The sequence below is a fragment of the Roseburia sp. 831b genome (assembly GCF_001940165.2).
Classification (GTDB): Bacteria; Bacillota; Clostridia; order Lachnospirales; family Lachnospiraceae; genus Roseburia.
The window spans coordinates 2,895,672-2,914,270 of sequence record NZ_CP135162.1 but is presented as its reverse complement, the minus strand read 5'-3'; the positions used below and the strand labels follow the sequence as shown (position 1 = coordinate 2,914,270).

Genomic DNA, 18,599 nt, shown 5'->3' with positions numbered 1-18,599 from the left:
TGTTTCTTATCCATTACACTACTGCATCTGCTTGTATGGTTTTACTACTTTCTGTCATCATAGAGTCTCTATGCTTCTGTTTCTACAATAGCGGCTTTCTTTACATTTTCTGTGTGTATCCGGTTATATTCGTCAATGAACCCATCCATTCTGGAGGTATCCGCAGTCAAATCATTCAAAACATTGTTAATAACCTTAAACCGTTCCGCATTGTCCGCACACATTGCATTTGTCTCCTCCGCTGACGCACTGACTTCCTCGCTGGTGGAGGAAAGGTTATTGGTACTGTCAACCAGTGTCTCATTTGCTGTTTTTAACATTCTGACATTCTCACTTAAGCTGATAGAATTATGTTTTAATTCTGTCATGCCCTCACGAATGCTGCTAAAATTTTCTTCAATATCGTGTATCATAGACACCTGACCGCCAATTTTCTCCATGACATTATCCATTGAGGAAATTGTATCTGCTGCATTGTGGTCTAATTTCGAAATAATGTCCTCAATATTTTCCGTAGACTGCTTGGTCTGCTCCGAAAGGACACGTATTTCCTCTGCTACAACAGCAAAGCCTTTTCCCGCCTCGCCTGCACGTGCCGCCTCAATGGACGCATTCAACGCAAGCAGATTGGTCTGAGAAGAAATTTGCTGGATGATGCCAATGATTTTCTGCATATCCTTGGTGTGCGTCTGAAGTTGTGACATGTTATTTTTCACCATCGCATTTTCCTGCTCAATCTGCTCTGTTCGTCCTACAATTTCGCCAACAAGTGACTGTCCTGTTTTTACATTTGCCCTCGTGGAGCGTGAAATCTCCTCCAGCTCGTCTGCAGCAGTCATTGTCTCATCAATAATCTGCTGGAGGTGTCCTGCAACCTCTGCCTGTTCCTGTATGCTTGAAGATGTATTTTCCATACTGACCGCCACGTCTGACATTGCCGAATTAACAGAATCCGTAGACTCCGTCAGTTCCTCGACTAATGCATGAATGGATTGCGTGGATTCATTGACCGCATGGCCAACCTTAACTATGGATTCCATCATGTATTCCTGTTTTTTCTGGTTTGAAGCAAATTCCTCTTTTGTCTCCTGAGAATGCAGATTTGCAACCTTCGCTGCAATTGAAGTGCTTGTTCCGAGAATAAACGCGAGCACACAGGTCATAAAAATCTGATTTTTTTCCTGGACTCCGGTGTTGCCAAGTATATAATAGGAATTTAACCCATTGATGATACAGCATGCAAATGCTATCATTCCGGCACGCAGTTCGATGCGAATATCATAATACATAATCATGCTGATCAGCACCGGATAAATAAAAATATAATATAGAAAATAGCTGCAGGAAAGGCATGACATTTCGTATGCAATCATAAATGCAGCAAATGCAATGTAATGAAACTTCTCACTTAATGGATTTTTCAGGTAGCTGACAACGCAGGTCACTGCGACAATTGCATTCGCACCTGCAACCACCAGACATGTCACCTTGTTAATTCCTTGCAAAATTTGTCCAAGAAACATAATCGATAACAATCCTGTTACTACCAGAATTGTTATTGTAAGAGCATAATTTGCGCGTTTTCGCGACTTCTGTTCTAGCGTTAAATTTATACTTTCCATCATACAGCCTCCATTTCTATAATCTTCACATTACGTAAAGTATAAAGTATGGAGTCGGTCTAGGGTCAATTGTATTTTACGAAATTTTTCCCCCACCTTCGCAAATTGGCAGATAAACTTCGTAATAATCTTCAATTGCGTTCTCATTTATCAGGCTGAAAACATAAAAAATATACGCCCTGCCCTCTAGAACAAGCTGTCGTTCTGCTGCGAAGTCAAACATTCCCTGTAAATCCCATAAATCACGCTCACATTCCGAAGCTGTCTTTACCGTATAAACACATTCACAAGCCTCATGCACCGGAAAATGTGATGCCTCATCCCGCCAGTCTGTCAATTCAATCATCGGAGCACGGACGATAAATTCAAGCGTACGGCTTTTATATATACTACCTTCCGTCTTTTCTGCCAGATAACAGAAATTTCCAAAAGAAAAAATTGGTGAGATAATGATTTTCTGAATCTCCTGATAGCCCAGAAATGTATTATCCTGATGAAACACGATATAGCTGTCCGGCAGCTCTCTTATCGAATACGCTCCCAATCCCTCTGCAAGATTTTCCAGATGCTGCTTCATGAAACGAAGCTGTTCTGTTTTGCAACCGCACAATCTCCTTTTCATTTTCTTCGATGAAATTGTCAAATCGATTATTGACGCCCCCAAACGACGGTTCTGACAAGAGTTTGCGTATCTGTGCAATTCCAACTCCCAGTTTCCGGTAAAGCGAGATTGCCATGATGCGTTGAATTTCCTCAAAACCATAATAACGGTAACTGTTCTGTGGGTTACGCTTTGGCGTTACAAGGTCTTCTTTTTCATATAAACGTATGGCATCTGCCGAGATTCCAAGCAGTGCCGCAACATCATGAATCGTGTATTGTATCTTCATATCCTCTCTCCGTAAAACAATATCCGCCCTTTTTATTACGGATTCTACTTATTGAAACATTTTTAAAATTTCTCCTTCTTTTTCCTATGTACTCCGGATTTTTCTCCGGAGCTGCCACCTTAAAATCTGATGACACTTATAAAAAGCAATCGAAAAAAGAGTATTTTTTAAGTCGTATTTTTCCCTGCTGACCGGTCATGGCATGCTTTGGTATAACTGTGAGGAATCGATTGCGGATTGTTGTATCATTACATGATATTCTATGCTGCATTTTCTCTTTGGTTACTTTAACATTCCATTCTTAAAACATCGGTTGCACCTATGGTTCCTACACAGATTCCATTCCGTTTTTTCCTTTTCACCTGATATAGCATGGTGTCTGCCACATGCAGATAATCCCATGATTTGTTTTCATTTCGTGGCACCGCCCAGCAGATTCCCTGAGAGATTGTGACAATCGGAAGAGCCTTGGAGTATTCGTGTGCAATCTTTCGTTCCATGATATTGCCACGCAGCTCTTTTGATTTTTCAAACACTTCCTCTAGCGACATTCCCTGATAAATTACCACGAACTCATCCCCGCCGTATCTTGCACAGAAAATCTGCTCATTCTGTAATTTTCTCAATTCTTCCGCAATCGCAATAATACAGTTATCCCCTTCCTGATGCCCGTAATTATCATTATATTGTTTGAAATAGTCAACATCCAGGATTTCCATTGCAAGACTGTTTCCATCTGTAAACGCTTTCTGGAATGCCTCGTCTGCCACCTGATTTAGCCGGAAACGATTTGCAATACCGGTAAGCGGATCGGTCTCTGATTTCCTTAACAGCAGTTCATTTTCCTGCTCCATCTGGCGTCTTCTCTCATTTGCGCGCTCTAAAGAGCTTCTGACATTGAGCATGTTGATTACCATATATTGGTTCTCTTTTTCCAGGACTGCCGTCATCGTATAGTACTGCCCCGCTGCCGTAAGGTATTCTTCGTTCTGATTGTTTTTACGGTAATAACGGATTTTCAAGGAAATCATTCTCCGTTGAAGATTAACCAGCTTCGCCTGCATTGCAAGACTCTCCAGAATTCCGGTTATATTCCAAAATTCCTTATCTTTGTCTATTTCAAGCAAAAGCTCACAGTACTCATAAAGATCATCAAACAAATCCATGATTGCAATGTGTTTTCCAATATTCTTATGTATGATATCGATACATTCGTCTCGTTTTGCAGTCCTTCCCATCTCCTGGAACAGCCGTGCTTTATAGCAGTTCAGCTCCACTAACTCGGTTCCAAAAAGATGCTTCGCACACTCTTTTTCTATGCGCTCCACATACTGGTATGCCTTATCAAGCAAATTTCGCTTCATGTAGCATTTTCCAAGATTCACATACATGCTCTCAAGATAACTCTCATACTCTTCATTTGGCAGATTCCGCCGGATGTATTGATAAGCATTTTCAAAGTATGTCTGCGCCTCTTTGTACTGTCCACAGTTCATGTATAGATTGCCAATGTTGGAATTGATAATCAGCTCTACCAGTTCTAACTGGTATTTTTTACAGTAACTAAGTCCTGTCAGATAATAATCCATCGCAATCGGTGCATTTCCACGATTTGACGATGTGATTGCCATAATATTATAGGCTCTTGCCACAAGCTCCCACTGTCCTGTGCTATCCAGACAGGACAGGGCTCTTGTCATATATTTAAATAAACGCTCTGCATCGTTGAGCACATAATAGGTTTCGCCCATATGATAACAGGCAAATCCCAGTAACTTCATGTCGTTGTTCTCAACCGCATAGTTTTCGATTTCCGTACAATTTTTCAAAGTCAGCTCTGCATTAATTCCCCGATTGTCGAGAACATTCTGAATCCATTCTCTTACCTTATTGCCATACTCTCTAAAATCCATCGTTAGCAAATCCTCTTCTTTCTTTCTGACATTCCGTGCTGAGCAACTCCCATTAGTATAAGCGAAAATTTACGACAATTCAAGAAATTTCCCTGCGGTCAAAATCACGTTTTTCCATTTTTATCCTCGTTACTGGAACATCGTGACGGGGTCTTGTGGAACACCGTCTTTGTCAATTTCAAAATACAGGTTGCTGCCTTCTACCGCAAAATATTTGGTTGGCTCGCTGACATAACCGACGACCTGTCCTTCTTCCACGTAATCCCCTTCTTTAAAATTCAGTTCCTTTAGCTGTCCGTAGGTTGCGGTGTAGCCATCTCCAAGGTCCATTGTCATCGTGCATCCAGTCTCCTCGTTGTTTGCAATGTGCGTAATCTGTCCCTTTGCGACCGCATAAACCTTGTCATTTACATTTCCGGCAATCACAACGCCCGGATTATACTTGTACTGGTCTAGTGTTGCAAAATATACCGTCTGGTTCATGCTGTAATTTAAAATTACATCCCCTTGCATCGGCCATGACAATCCATCTTCCGCAGAAAAATGTAATGTTTCAGCTACATTTGTAGTTTCTTTTGCCGGTTCCTCTTTTTCTTCTTCCTGCTGCTCTGCTTCTTCCAAGGCTGCGACTTCTGCCTTTTCATTCTCCACTTCCGGAGCCACAAAAGACGACACCGCCTCAACCTGCTCTTCTGTCTCTTCCTGTGTCAATGCTACCTGCTCTTCTAACTCTTTTGCCTGCTTTGCAAGTTCCTGCTCTTTTCTGGCGCGCTCCTTGGTCTGCTCCCCTGTGTAAAACCAGGTAAGACCAATCACGGCTAATATGATTAAGGTTCCTGCAATCACATACTGTTTTTTCCGCCAAAAAGCGGCTGCTCTCTTCTTTTTCATAGCGTCACCACCCATAGTCTTTTCTTTTTTAGTGAAACATAAAGACATTCTCTACATCTTTCACTGTTAACTATAGTGTTTCCGCTTTTTTTTACTTTATACAGTCCGTTAGCTGTGTTCCCGGAAAAAAATAAGTTAAAATATCCTGATAAGACTCCCCGTCTTTTGCCATCTGTATTGCCGTATTCTGGCTTAGTCCATATCCATGTCCGAGGCCTTTTGTCACAATCCGCACGGTTCCTTCCTCTTCCTCTATCGAAAAACATGCGGAATTGAGCCCCATTTTTTCGCGAAATTCCTCTCCTGACAACTCCTGCCCCGCAACCTGTATCGTCAAAACATAATCGCCCGCATCTCTTGTGAGAATACACAACTGATTTGGAACATTCTCCTGGTTGATGTGAACTTTCTCCCCTTCTTCCCAACCTGCTTCCGGAAATGTCTCCTTACATTTTTTCAAAAAATCTTTCTCTTTCCAATAATGAACACTTAAATAACGCCGGGCGCTCAAATCAGGTTTACATAAAACTTGTGTGAGGTATGGGAAATCTGCCTGGGGTGCTGCCTCTACAATGGAACGGGTCATTCCGGCACTGATTGCATGGTACTCTGCGTCTATGTAATCATCCTGCCAGGTGAGCACCTGATTTTTTGTGCTGTGTACCATCTGCTCTAACTGCCGGTACTGCTCCTGATATTCCTTTTCGCCAAATATTTCTTTCATCTGCGCGGTCGTAAAACCATCCGGGTCATTTTTTCCAGATTCTCTCGCCAGATAAACATTGGTCCGTGCAATAACACACTGCGCCTTTAGCGCCTCCACGGGCGCGTCCGTTTCCATTTCCTTTGCCACGATTCCGGGCAACAATGCCTCCACCTGTTCAGCTTCCACCTGCCCGGAATCTACTTGCTCGGACTCCGCCTGCCCTAACTCTCCTTGTTCCGGCTCCGCCACTTCCTCCGTTGTCTGCGGCTCCGACATGAGCCCTAGCAGGCGTTCACTCTCCATGCTCTGCCAGATTACGGTCACAAGAAGTGGCAGCATTATAACTACAATTGTAATTGACAATAAACGTTCCAAGCCATTTTCTTTTCTTTTTTTCACAATAAAAAATCTCCTTGTCCATTCAGTATATGAACAAAGGAGATTTTCGATTCCTGGAAATTTTTATTTTAAATCTGCAACATCTTATATGGATTCCCGGATAGTTCTTCCTTCAAAATATCCCATACAGCTTCTTTGGATTCTAAATACAGTTCCGTCTCAAAATCCATAAGTGCCTCGTACACTGATGTTTGCATAAGCATTTCTACCGCACAATCCCTTGTACACCCCTTATACTGCATCAGTTGTTCAACCAAATAAGCAGCTGTAATTCTAACAACTTTTTTTATGTCTGTACTTCTAACCATCACGGAATCACCTTCCTTTTTACCCTGTCAAATTCTAAAGTTTTGAGTGCCTTATTCGTACCGAAAAAATATTGTTTCGGTAAATTTTCCGGTTGAAGTTCGGTTATCACTTTGTTGCAAACCTCCTCACTAAAATTCGATTGTTCCAACTCTTCCATATTTTCATTTATAATCGTTGTAGTCTGCGCATCTGCCGTGGGACCAATCACAATGTCAAAATCATGAACTGAGACTGGACTTTTCCTGTTCGCAACAATAAATCTCAACCATTCTGCATCCGCTGTTCTAAAAACTTTCGTTTTTAAATTTTCAACCTCGTCATCATATAAAAGATTATAACAATATGCCATCGGTTGTTCTAATTTCAATTTCGGGTTTCTTTCCCTCAGTACTTTCTGCCGTTTTATTAAAATACCTTTATTTCTGATTGCAAGCCTTTCAGCGTGCTCTTTTACCGCCGTTGCATAAAATCCTTTTCCAAAATCCTTATACCCTTTACCCTGTGATAAATCAATCACATCAAAGTCACTTACAGATCCATGATATAATTTCTTCACTCAACCTTTCCCCCTTGCATTTCAATGTATTCTTTCAAATCATCAATAATACCCTGGTTGCCTGTGGAGTTGTAGTTTTCATAACACGCATCAATATAATTAAGGACATCATAATTATGAAATAATTTTGACAGTTCTCTGTAGCTTTTCTTCCATTTATCTGCAAGCAATGGAATTAATGTAAGCTGCATATTTAGGACTTCCTTTTCCCGTGCACTCATTTGATTTCCTCCATAGAATTATCTTCATTAATCAAATTTTCAACTCTCGCCTTATATTCCATTAATTTAAGCAAATATTCTGGCATCTTACGTTTTCCTGCCTCCCAATCGGACATTGTACGATATGGAATGGAAAAATAGTCGCAAAATTCTCTACGATTCATCCCCATACAAGTCCTTAATTCTCTTACGTCTTCTGATATCAATACACTTCACCTCTTATAAGTATCATATACCAATTCTACGCATTGCGTCAATTGTTAATTCACCTTATAACTACACCCTATTGAGCATAATAAAAAAAGAGTCTGCCGTATCCAATCATCAACTGGTTCAACAGACTCTTCTATTCTAATTATGCTCTTTATTACATCATATAAGTCACATAATTCACAAGATTCGCTAATATTCCACAACTGTAAACCGTATACGCAATCGTTAACAGCGCATAAATAACGGTGTATACAATCGGGAATGTCATATTTCTTTTTAAAACATGTGCTCTCCAGATATAATAACCCTGTCTTAAAAAGATTGCAAACAGAATTAATCCGGTGATTGGTGCGCCACTCTTATGTACCCGCACGATATCAAGAATCAGAAATACAATCGCTGCAACACCTAACAACAGCATAAGAATAATTCCAGCGACATAAACAACTAAGTATGGAGAAGTTGTTCGGTAAAGTCCATACATCATAGAACCTGTCATCGTCTTTACCATTCCAAACATTGTCATAAATCCAACCAGAAGAAGAAGTGGATTCAACACAAGAAGGATATTACAAAACGCATCTTTTACTGGTTTTTGTGACTGAGGCATCGCACCATTCGCGTTCATGTAAACTGGTGGATTCTGGTATGCCTGATTGTACATGTTCTGTCCGTACTGTGCATTCTGCTGATACTGTGCATTCTGCTGATACTGTGCATTCTGCTGTTGTGTATTATATCCGTACTGTGCGTTCTGCTGCTGTGTATTGTATCCGTACTGTGCGTTCTGCTGATATGGGTTCCCCTGCTGTCCAGCGTTCTGTCCATACTGCGCATTCTGTCCGTACTGTGCATTTTGCTGCTGTGTATTGTATCCATACTGCGCGTTCTGCTGATATGGGTTCCCCTGCTGTCCGCCATTCTGCTGGTACTGTGTATTCTGCTGCTGCTCATTCTGCTGGTAAACCGGCTGACTATCCGCTGCAACATCCTGCTGTGGAACACTCTGCTCATTCAAATTCTGCTCTTCTGTTGTTACATTCTGATTTTCATCCATGTCTATTTCCCTCTCTTTTTTGCATTTGTCCTATTTATGGGACATTTATATCTAAGCTTTCAGTTTGCTACCTATTATATTACTTAACTGCGCAAACTGTTCTAATGTAAGTGCTTCCCCTCGAATGGTTGCCGGGAATCCCAGCTCCTCAATGCTTTCCTGAATCACTTCTTTTGGAAGATGAATCTCAGGGGAATTGTTTAATCCGTTGACCAGCGTCTTTCTTCTCTGGTTAAAGGAAGCACGAATCAGACGAAACATTAATTTTTCATCCTCAACCTGCACCGGAACCTGCTCATGTCTGGTCAGGCGAATCACGGCACTTCCTACATTTGGCCGTGGCATAAAACAGTTCGGTGGAACATTTGCCACAATCTCCGGTTTTGCATAATACTGTACCGCAAGGGAAAGTGCGCCATATTCTTTGGTTCCCGGTCCAACCTGCATACGGTCCGCAACCTCTTTTTGCACCATAATTGTGATGCTGTCAATCGGAACATGACTTTCAAAAAGTCCCATGATGATTGGCGTCGTGATGTAATATGGCAGGTTTGCTACCACCTTGATTGGTTTTCCACCATTTCGCTCTTCGGCAAGTTTCTTTATGTCAACCTTTAAAATATCTTCGTTGATGACGGTAACGTTATCGTACTCACTTAACGTATCCGCTAAAATTGGAATCAGGTTCTTGTCGATTTCCACCGCGATTACTTCTCTTGCATTTTCACACAGATATTGTGTCATGGTTCCGATTCCCGGTCCTACTTCTAACACGAGGTCCTCTTTGGTGATTTCCGCTGACTCAATGATTTTTTCCAATACATGCGTATCAATCAAAAAGTTCTGTCCGAATTTTTTTTGAAAATTAAAATGATATTTTTGCAGAACCTCAATGGTATTCTGCGGGATTCCTAATGATGCCATCCTTTTTCCTCCTGCTAGGCAAGCTTCTCATCGAATAACTGGTTCATGAAGTCGCGATACAGATTCTGATAAGTCTCATGAAAAGTCTTTGCAACATTCTGATCCCCTGCACCATTCATCTGCGCCTCTTCATACAACGCAAACGCAACTTCGTACAGCGTCGGATTTTTCTCGTAAAAAATCTCGGTCAGTGTATCCTGAAACATAAACTGCGCATCCTGCGATAAATTTTCCAAAAAATCAGCCTTGGAAACGCATCCGTTTTCCTCATAATCGGAAAGGTAAACATGCCCTTCCACCTCTTTGACATAATTTTCAAATTCTTCACGTACATCCTCATAGGTCAGCGGCACGTAATTCTTGTTCCAGTATGCATCAAATGTTTCCTTATCCGGAAACTGTGTAAAAATATCTTCCATTCCTCTATTACCTTTCTTCGGAACATGTTCTATTTTGTAAAAAAATTGTGTTCCGTTTGTGTCTTTTTTCTTATGATTTTGTGATAAATCCTCTTAAAATTTTAGCATGACTTACTTTTTCTAGCAAGAAATTCTTCCGTCCTCTTTTAACAGGCGATATAGCATCGGATCAACCTGGAATTCCTCCATCACCTGGTGTACCTCTGCAAGATATTTTTTCCTGACAGAAGATGGCACAACCGGTTTTCGCACGGCGCGGATTAACAGGTTCTTCGGCGTCTGCTCAAAATCGATAAATTCTAACATCTGCGTGCGGTACCCGCAGTATTCCAAAAGATTTGCACGGATTGCATCTGTTGTGAGCGCCGCAAAACGTTCCTTGATAATTCCATATCTTGTCAGCAGGGCAAAATCCTCCGTTTTCATCTGCTTATTGAGCTCGTGCTGGCAGCATGGCACGGAAAAAATCATGCCTGCCTTCCAGTTTATCGCATTGTACAGTGCAAAATCTGTCGCCACATCACATGCATGCAAAGTCACCACCATATCCACCTCAAACGGTGTCTGATATCCGTTGATATCGCCTAACTCAAAGCGAAGTCCGTCATAACCATATTTTTTTGCCGTCTCATTACATTTTGCGATGACATCTTTTTTCAAATCAAGACCGACTACCTGTGCCTATAAATGCTTGATTTCCGTAAAATAGTAGTACAGAATGAACGTCAGGTAGGACTTTCCACAGCCAAAATCAATGATGTGAATTTCATCTTTTGTATATTCTTTCACGCCATCATCTACAATTTCAAGAAAACGGTTAATCTGGCGGAACTTGTCATACATGGAGCGCACTATTTTTCCTTCTTTTGTAAAAATCCCCATATCTACGAGCGGAGGAATGACCTTGCCCTCCTCTAAAATATAGCGCTTCTTCCGATTATGCTCGGTCTCAACCTTTGCGGCACCTTTCTCTTTTTTCTTCGCCTTAAGGGTCATTTTCCCTTCTTCGAAAGCATCAGCATGTATTCTTTTTCTTCATCAAATGCATTCAGCTGTAAAAAATCGTGTATCATTTTTTCATATAAATAAGTGGCAAGTGCTTCTTTTTCCACATTGTCATGAAAAACCTGTTTCTCCGTGTAGCGCGCAGCCTGATAATACGCCTTCTTCTGCTCAACCACAATCTTGCGAATCTCAGACGCCTTGTCGACCGGCTTGCTGATGATTATTTTTTGCAATGCATTTTCGGTAAGCAGTGCAAGCTTTTCTTTTAATTCTTCCATCTATTCTCCATTCTTGCGCTGGTTTTGCGCAATTGCTGTTCTATACAATCAGTGCAAAATAGCCCCATTCCCAAATCAGGTTTTGGAAACTGTTCTGCAAATATTCTGTGATATCATCCTCATCATACCCCATCATGCGGGCAATCACAACAAGATAGTTGCGCACCGTCTTGTATGGCAGCTCCTCTTTTTCCAGCTGGAAACGCAAAAAGAGCGCCTGGTGGATTGCAGCATATTCTATGCCAATCCACTGAAATGCAACAACAAGGTCCTGTAAATTGGATTCCGGGAGCAGAAAATCTGCGTAAATCTCCTGCAAAAAGTATCTGCGAAGAAGTGTCTCATATTTTACAAATTCTTTTTCAAACGACTCATTCTTGTCCAAAAGAGCCTCGTCATATCCGTTCTCGCTATATGATTCCGCAAGCTGCGCAATTGGCTCTAAATACGCAGTGTAAAGCCCCTCCTTGCGGTAATTTTCTGCCAAATCCAAAAACAGTTCATTGCGTTCCTCGAGCGTTGCAAGTGCATCCTGTTCCATCGCATCCATGGCATCCGACAATTCCTGCAACGCCTCTTCCTGGTATGCTTCCAACGAAATACATTTGTAGTTAATTCCGTAGTCATCCAGCGATACCCGCTTTTGTCTGCGTGCATTCCGATTCGGCATGCCTGCTTTTTCCAAAATGTCAAGCAGCACATAAAAGGACATTTTGAGTGCCTTTTCTACAGAGTAAGCCTCATTTTCTAAGATGGAACAGATCAGGTAGCGGATTTGAGCTAAGAAATCTTGTTTTTCGGTAGAGCGTTGAAGGTCATTCTCCTGTTTCAGCAGGTCGGCGCTCTCGAATGGTTTTTCTTTCTCCAACAGGCCGATGCCATCGAGTGATTTTTCCTTCTCCAACAGGTCGGCGCTCTCGAATGGTTTTTCCTTTGAAAGCATGTCCACCACCTCCGGACAGCAGGTCACAAGCGCATATTCCGTCCGGTCCGAAAATTCATGAATCTGTCGCGGAAAAAGCTGACACGTCTTCGAAAGTGTCTCCTCTCCATACTCCATCACAAGTTTACATAATTTTTCTTTGTTTAGGAACGGACATTTGTGATTCTCTTTTAACCGAATCACGGATGTGCCTTCTTTTTCTTCTATATAATCGGTTAGTTTTTCTGTGGAGCCTGGCGTAATATTCTCCCATCTCTTCCGGATATCCTCATCCACCGCTATCTTCCACTCCTGACAGCAGGTAATTTCACATTCTCCGGCAATACATTGGAATTTCTTGTAAAAATCCGGTTTTATCTCTTTTTTCATTCTACTCCCATAACTTCCTGTAATCCATATTTGTTCTTTTGTGGTGCAAAAGAACGATATTACAAAATATCATACAAAATGATGCTTGAAAAATCAACCGATTCTGGCTTCTTTCTATCGCACCTTCTGATTTCTTTTAACTGCGCAATCTTGTTTCTTTCTGTCGCGATAGGGAACTATTTTTTATTTGACCGCCGACTGTATTGGAATAACCTTTCATCCGGGGCATCTGCCAAGATGTAGCATATATTCTTGATGTTACTGTTAATTCCCGGCTCCTCCTTTCGCACTGCATACCGTAAGGAATATGATAACTCTCTTTATATAATAGGAAATTTCGTTCCTATTACATAAAAATGCTCCACGAGGATTGCACTGCGGCAGAGTTGAATAGTGTCACAAATGCGACCCGCTACAGGCGGAAAATCCTGCTTGCAGAATTCTTTTTTATAATCATGCCTTTGACATGGATTGGGATGTTAGGCACGCGCGCTGCGAAGGTGTTTAGAGGAATTCGCTGTGCCTTGGGTAATTACTTGCTTGTTTCGCACGCGCGCTGCGCTGATGTTGGGAGGAATTTGCTGTGCCTTTAGCAATTATTTGCCTGTTTGGCACGCGCGCCACACTGGTGTTGGAAGGAATTTGCTGTGCCTTTAGCAATTATTTGCTTGTTTGGCATGTAACTTGAACACAGAAAATACATGCCTACGAACACGAAAATGTCTATAAGCACTGTAAAAGTGCAAATGCATCCATATAAAATGCATGCCTTTTCCTAGAAATAGGGCATCAGGCACGCATAAAAGAAAAAAAAGCACTCGAATGCGCATGCCTGAATTTATAAAACGTCAATTAGGCATGTAAATCACTGTGCATACAGCATGTAAATCACTGTGCATACAAAAACAAAGTGACACGACATCTGCATATAGCATGAAAATCTATTAGTCAAAATAAAATAATCATAATATTTTGCTCGCCAAAATGCCTATAACAAATAATCATCAAAAATGCAGGGAATGTAACGGCTACCTTTATCCACCCGCATTTTTCTTTTTGATGTTTTGAAGTTTTCGAACAAACATTCGATTTTGTATTGCTTTTTATATATTAGTGTGTTATGATTATTCCGAACAGATGTTCTTGTTTTGATAACTCTTAAAAGAAATTACTTTTAAACTTTTTAGTAAATTATTTTGTAAGACTTTTGCAAAACTTCGACAAGAAAAACACGAGGAGATTTCAGATGAACATTCAACAGAATCTTTCCCTGATGGAAAAATTAGCAATCTTAACCGATGCAGCAAAATATGATGTTGCTTGTACGTCAAGCGGTGTGGACCGTTCCGGTACGAAGGATGGCATGGGGAATTCCATTGCCGCCGGAATCTGTCATACTTTTTCTGCAGATGGACGCTGTGTTTCCTTATTAAAGATTCTTTTCACCAATGAATGTATTTTCAACTGCTCCTATTGCCAGAACAACTGTAATTCCGACATTCCACGTGCTTCTTTTACCCCAGATGAAGTTTGTGAGATTACAATGGAATTTTACAGAAGAAATTATATCGAGGGGCTATTCTTAAGTTCCGGCATTCTGATTAGTCCCAATTACACGATGGATCTGATTTATCAGACGCTTTATCAGCTGCGCGTCAGACACCATTTTAACGGCTATATCCATGTGAAGGCGATTCCGGGTGCAGATCCTCTTTTGATTGAAAAAACCGGATTTTTAGCCGACCGCATGAGCATTAACTTGGAGCTGCCAACCACCGGCAGTCTAAGGCAGCTTGCCCCACACAAATCAAGACATACCATTCTAAAGCCAATGCGTATGATTCAAAATGGTATCACGGAGAATAAAAATGAACTGATGCTCTACCAAAAGACACCGAAATTTGTTCCTGCAGGTCAAAGTACCCAGATGATTATTGGCGCCACACCCGAAACAGATTACCAGATTATGAGTGTTGCAGAAGGACTTTACCAGAATTTTGATTTAAAACGTGTCTTTTACTCTGCGTTTGTCAACGTCAACCATAACGCAAATCTGCCGGTTCTACCTGGCGGTCCACCACTTCTTCGTGAACACCGGCTCTATCAGGCTGACTTTTTGCTTCGCTATTATCATTTCAAGGTGAATGAACTGCTCTCCGAGGACCGACCTGATTTTAATATTTACTTAGATCCGAAATGTGACTGGGCGCTGCGCCATTTGGAACTTTTTCCGGTAGAAATCAACAAAGCTGATTATCGCACACTTCTTCGTGTCCCTGGCATTGGTGCCAAATCAGCCCAGCGAATTGTGAAAGCAAGACGCATGAGCCGGCTCGATTTCTCTGATTTAAAAAAGATTGGTGTGGTCTTAAAACGGGCACTTTATTTTATCACCTGCTCCGGTCACATGATGTATCACACCAAATTAGAAGAGGATTATATCTGCCGCAACCTAATCGGAGACAAAACCATGATTCCAAAAGAAATTCGAAACAGTGGTTATCAGCAATTAAGCCTTTTTGACACAAGTATGGAGGATTCTTTATGTATATCTTCGTCTGCGAAAACAGCATTGATGGGATCTTAACCGGTGTGTATGACGCTTTCGCGTTTAAAGTTGCCCATCGCGATACCTTAAAGGAGCAGGATATTGGTCTATCCTGCCATCCCGATGCAAACTATCAACTTTTTACGGAATACATTCCGGTACCGGTCTCCTTTGAAAAAGCCGCAAAGGTTCGCCATACCTTATATGAAAAACTAGGCGAAGAGTTCTACGAGACGATTGTCTCCGCCATTCTTGCCGTTGACACCTCCGGGAAAAAGAAGTCTATGGATAAAGCAAATGCGGTCTACTTTACCATCTGTTACGCCTTAAAGAAACCGCAGGGCTCTGATATTCCTTTTGGTGCCTCTGTCCTTCACTATTTAGGGAATCCATACATTCACCGTGTGTTTGATTTATCCCGTGCCACACACAATGAGGCACACCATCTGTTGGGATTCCTCCGGTTTCAGGAGCTGGCAAACGGTGTACTATTTTCAGTAATACACCCACAAAATCACTGCCTGCCGATTCTTGCAGAGCATTTTACTGACCGCCTGCCACAGGAGAACTTCCTAATCTATGATGAGACCCGGAAACTTGCCGCCATTCATAAATCTGGAACCTACTATGCCTTGACGGATGCCTCTGACCTAAATCAGGAGATTCTGACGCAGCTCTCCGAAAAAGAATCCTTGTACCAGGAACTCTGGCTGACCTTCTTTGAGCATATTGCCATCGAAGCCAGGGAGAATCCAAAGCTTCAGGCTCAAAATATTCCAAAACGATTTTGGAAGGACACCGTAGAACTATCGCACCTTGCGAAATAGAGTCCTTGCATTTTGCTCTGTGACTCTTTCTACCTCGGCTTCCGACACTTGTTTTAGCTCAGCAATTTTTGCAATCACATACGGAATATTAGAAGAATCGTTTCTCGTTCCGCGGTGTGGTTCCGGTGCCATGTACGGGCAATCTGTCTCTAACAGAATTCTCTCCAACGGAATTGCCTCGACAGTCTCCTTTAATTTCTTTGCATTTTTAAAAGTGACAACACCGCCGACACCGATGTAATATCCCATTTTGATAAACTCCTGTGCCATTTCCTTGGAATAGGAATAACAGTGAATGACACCCGGTATCTCCTGTGCGTGGATTTCTTTCATAAGGCGCATGGTATCTTCGGCTGCATCCCTGGAATGAATAATCACTGGAAGATTTACTTCCCTTGCAAGTTCCATCTGACGGCGAAACCACTCTCGCTGTCTTTCCTGTACTTCCGGCTCTTTATCCCAATAATAATCCAGACCGATTTCCCCGATTGCAACGGTCTTTTCCCAGGCTGTCTGCTCCTTTAACCATGCAAAAGTATCTTCGTTAAGTCCATCTATATCACTTGGATGTACCCCGACTGCTGCATAAACATAATCATATTTTTTTGCAAGTTCAAGCGTTGTTTTGGTTGATTCTATCGAAGACCCGACATTGATAATCCTGCCAATTCCTTTTTCCGGCATACTTTTGATTAACGCATCCTGATCCTCCGTAAAACACTCATCATCATAATGAGCATGTGTTTCAAATATCATACTTCCTCTTACCTTTCGTTTCTTACATTTTTATAATAAAATACAGCCAACTGCGTACGATCCCGAAGATTTAACTTTTCTAATACACTGCTGATGTAATTTCTGACGGTTCCCTCACTTAAGAAAAGTTTCTCCGAAATCTCCCGGTTGCTGAATCCCTCCGCCACAAGTTCAATGATGCCTTGCTCTTTTTCACTAATCTCATACTGTGCGTAATCAAACTCCGCCTTGCTTTGTTTTAATACGGGAATCTTTGTCACAATCTCCCCGCCAAACACACTCTGTCCTCCATGAACCGCCTTTAATGCTGGCACGATTCCTTCAAAATCCTGTTTTAAAATATATCCTTTTGCACCAATACTTAGCGCTTTTACTATATATTCATCATCCGAAAATGTCGTCAAAAACAGAATTTTTGCATCTAAATTCCGCTTTAAAATCTGTTCTGCGGCTTCTAATCCGCTCATTTCCTCCATTCGGATATCCATGAGCAAAACATCCGGTTTGTATTTCTCATAAAATGCGACTGCTTCTTTTCCATTATGACCAATTGCAGCCACTTCGATATCAGCATCTGCCTCTAAAATTGTTTTTAACGAAATTGCCACCAGACTATCATCATCAATCACTAAAACTTTCATGTTCCCTCTCCTTTTTTACAGATACATTTATCTTAAATCCCTGCTCATACTTCACATGAAAATTTCCATGTAAAGCATTGACACGTTCCTGCATATTTCCAAGTCCGATTCCGCCTTCCAGGTTCTTTGGCTCCTTACTTCCATTGTCCTCAATGGCAAGCTGGTAAAATGCCGGATGCTCCCGCACGAGAATCGTAATCATATCTGCATCACTATGTTTTACAATGTTTGACATTGCCTCTTTTACAATCGTAAGAAAGCAATACTTTACGGGATTTGGCACTACCTTAGACATATCGTAATCAAGTTTTACCTCGTAATTGTCTTGCATCGGTTTTGCAATCTCTGTCATCGCCTGCCTTAAATCAATCGCATCATCATGCAAATCATGCACACTTTCCCGGATATTATTCATTGCCGTATTCAGCGTGTCATTTACACTCAGCAGCTGCCCATGCACCGGTTCTTCCTTATAAATTGTCGTAAGCGCACCTATCTGTAAAATAGAACGTGACAACATATGCCCTACGTTATCATGAATTTCCCTTGCGATTCGATTTCGTTCCCGCAGAGTCGCAAGATGAATCTCATAATCCTGCCGTTCCATCAGATTCTGGTTTTTCTCTTTGAGCGCAAGATTTAGTTCCACACTTGTATCTCGCAGCCAGATCTTTTCTTCCTGAAGCTCCTGAATCTTTGAAGTCTGCTCAGCAAGATACACTGACAGCGCCGCCGAAAGAAACCAAAGGATTATCTGCCACACTTCATAGGCAGACACGCCATAAAACACGGTAAAAAGCGCAAAATAACCACATCGTTGCTTCCTTATTCCGCTCTCATATACAATAAGTGGCAAAAAATAAATATAATTCGCATCACCGAAACACAGTAAAACATAACTGCACAACAGCACGTATACCATTTTTTCATTTTTAACATAGCTCCCCAATCCTGTCCAGATAAATGCAAGCAACAAAATCTGTACCGGCTCCGCAAAGCTGTCCATTGTTGTCATCATAATAATTCCCAGGATATAGAGAAACACTTTATCGATAAGCTGACGCATTCTTCACCCCCTACTTATCTATCAAAACATTTACTATCCCTTTTTG

20 protein-coding genes and 1 pseudogene are annotated in these 18,599 nt (G+C 41.5%); 2 read left to right on the top strand and 19 right to left on the bottom strand.

The window, feature by feature from the left end; translation table 11 throughout:
* Positions 1-68 precede the first annotated feature (68 nt).
* The 16 genes and pseudogenes from BIV16_RS13525 to fliB form a co-directional block, all read right to left on the bottom strand.
* Positions 69-1,625, bottom strand: a complete 1,557-nt coding sequence (locus BIV16_RS13525) for a methyl-accepting chemotaxis protein (protein ID WP_083625147.1) — start codon at positions 1,623-1,625, stop codon at positions 69-71.
* Positions 1,626-1,698: 73 nt separating this feature from the next.
* Positions 1,699-2,199 (bottom strand): hypothetical protein, encoded by a 501-nt coding sequence (locus tag BIV16_RS13520; protein ID WP_159435928.1) that lies wholly within the window; start codon positions 2,197-2,199, stop codon positions 1,699-1,701.
* Entirely contained in the window at positions 2,108-2,512 is a 405-nt protein-coding gene (locus BIV16_RS13515) for a MerR family transcriptional regulator (protein WP_075680164.1), read from the bottom strand. Before BIV16_RS13515 ends, BIV16_RS13520 begins: the two co-directional genes overlap by 92 nt.
* 287 nt (positions 2,513-2,799) lie before the next feature.
* Positions 2,800-4,425, bottom strand: a complete 1,626-nt coding sequence (locus tag BIV16_RS13510) for a tetratricopeptide repeat-containing diguanylate cyclase (RefSeq protein WP_075680165.1) — start codon at positions 4,423-4,425, stop codon at positions 2,800-2,802.
* A 129-nt stretch (positions 4,426-4,554) separates the two neighbouring features.
* Positions 4,555-5,316, bottom strand: a complete 762-nt coding sequence (locus BIV16_RS13505; protein ID WP_075680284.1) for a M23 family metallopeptidase — start codon at positions 5,314-5,316, stop codon at positions 4,555-4,557.
* A gap of 91 nt (positions 5,317-5,407) precedes the next feature.
* A complete protein-coding gene (locus BIV16_RS13500; protein WP_075680166.1) occupies positions 5,408-6,421 on the bottom strand; it encodes a SpoIID/LytB domain-containing protein in 1,014 nt (337 codons plus the stop codon).
* A gap of 68 nt (positions 6,422-6,489) precedes the next feature.
* A complete protein-coding gene (locus BIV16_RS13495) occupies positions 6,490-6,729 on the bottom strand; it encodes a hypothetical protein (RefSeq protein ID WP_075680167.1) in 240 nt (79 codons plus the stop codon).
* Positions 6,729-7,286, bottom strand: a complete 558-nt coding sequence (locus BIV16_RS13490) for a DUF3990 domain-containing protein (RefSeq protein ID WP_075680168.1) — start codon at positions 7,284-7,286, stop codon at positions 6,729-6,731. Before BIV16_RS13490 ends, BIV16_RS13495 begins: the two co-directional genes overlap by 1 nt.
* Complete coding sequence (locus BIV16_RS13485) at positions 7,283-7,507, bottom strand: DUF3791 domain-containing protein (RefSeq protein ID WP_075680169.1); 225 nt, start codon at positions 7,505-7,507, stop codon at positions 7,283-7,285. Before BIV16_RS13485 ends, BIV16_RS13490 begins: the two co-directional genes overlap by 4 nt.
* Positions 7,504-7,677, bottom strand: coding sequence for a helix-turn-helix domain-containing protein (locus tag BIV16_RS13480; RefSeq protein WP_075680170.1), 174 nt, complete (start codon positions 7,675-7,677; stop codon positions 7,504-7,506). The genes BIV16_RS13485 and BIV16_RS13480 overlap by 4 nt, the downstream gene beginning before the upstream one ends.
* Before the next feature lie 197 nt (positions 7,678-7,874).
* Positions 7,875-8,777, bottom strand: coding sequence for a hypothetical protein (locus BIV16_RS13475; protein WP_075680171.1), 903 nt, complete (start codon positions 8,775-8,777; stop codon positions 7,875-7,877).
* A gap of 51 nt (positions 8,778-8,828) precedes the next feature.
* Positions 8,829-9,701, bottom strand: coding sequence for a 16S rRNA (adenine(1518)-N(6)/adenine(1519)-N(6))-dimethyltransferase RsmA (rsmA, locus tag BIV16_RS13470; protein WP_075680172.1), 873 nt, complete (start codon positions 9,699-9,701; stop codon positions 8,829-8,831).
* 14 nt (positions 9,702-9,715) lie between these two features.
* Positions 9,716-10,120 carry a serine/threonine protein phosphatase gene (locus BIV16_RS13465; protein ID WP_075680173.1) on the bottom strand — a complete coding sequence of 135 codons (405 nt, stop codon included), beginning with the start codon at positions 10,118-10,120 and terminating at the stop codon, positions 9,716-9,718.
* A gap of 120 nt (positions 10,121-10,240) precedes the next feature.
* Positions 10,241-10,963 (bottom strand): annotated as a pseudogene (locus BIV16_RS13460) (class I SAM-dependent methyltransferase).
* A gap of 149 nt (positions 10,964-11,112) precedes the next feature.
* On the bottom strand, positions 11,113-11,403 hold the full coding sequence (locus tag BIV16_RS13455; RefSeq protein WP_330546318.1) for a hypothetical protein: 291 nt from the start codon (positions 11,401-11,403) through the stop codon (positions 11,113-11,115).
* Positions 11,404-11,443: 40 nt separating this feature from the next.
* Positions 11,444-12,715, bottom strand: coding sequence for a flagellin lysine-N-methylase (gene fliB / locus BIV16_RS13450; protein ID WP_242940350.1), 1,272 nt, complete (start codon positions 12,713-12,715; stop codon positions 11,444-11,446).
* Positions 12,716-13,961: 1,246 nt separating this feature from the next.
* Between fliB and BIV16_RS13445 the strand changes: the two genes are divergently transcribed.
* Together BIV16_RS13445 and BIV16_RS13440 are read left to right on the top strand one after the other, a co-directional pair.
* Complete coding sequence (locus BIV16_RS13445) at positions 13,962-15,302, top strand: putative DNA modification/repair radical SAM protein (protein WP_075680174.1); 1,341 nt, start codon at positions 13,962-13,964, stop codon at positions 15,300-15,302.
* Entirely contained in the window at positions 15,260-16,090 is an 831-nt protein-coding gene (locus BIV16_RS13440) for a TIGR03915 family putative DNA repair protein (protein WP_075680175.1), read from the top strand. The genes BIV16_RS13445 and BIV16_RS13440 overlap by 43 nt, the downstream gene beginning before the upstream one ends.
* Here the strand turns inward: BIV16_RS13440 and BIV16_RS13435 are convergent.
* The 3 genes from BIV16_RS13435 to BIV16_RS13425 are packed head-to-tail and all read right to left on the bottom strand — an operon-like array spanning position 16,070 to position 18,553.
* Entirely contained in the window at positions 16,070-16,846 is a 777-nt protein-coding gene (locus BIV16_RS13435) for a TatD family hydrolase (RefSeq protein WP_075680176.1), read from the bottom strand. The genes BIV16_RS13440 and BIV16_RS13435 overlap by 21 nt on opposite strands.
* An 8-nt stretch (positions 16,847-16,854) precedes the next feature.
* The gene (locus tag BIV16_RS13430) at positions 16,855-17,487 is read right to left on the bottom strand and encodes a response regulator transcription factor (protein ID WP_075680177.1); all 633 of its coding nucleotides are present in this window, start codon (positions 17,485-17,487) and stop codon (positions 16,855-16,857) included.
* A complete protein-coding gene (locus BIV16_RS13425; protein WP_075680178.1) occupies positions 17,468-18,553 on the bottom strand; it encodes a sensor histidine kinase in 1,086 nt (361 codons plus the stop codon). Before BIV16_RS13425 ends, BIV16_RS13430 begins: the two co-directional genes overlap by 20 nt.
* Positions 18,554-18,599 lie beyond the last annotated feature (46 nt).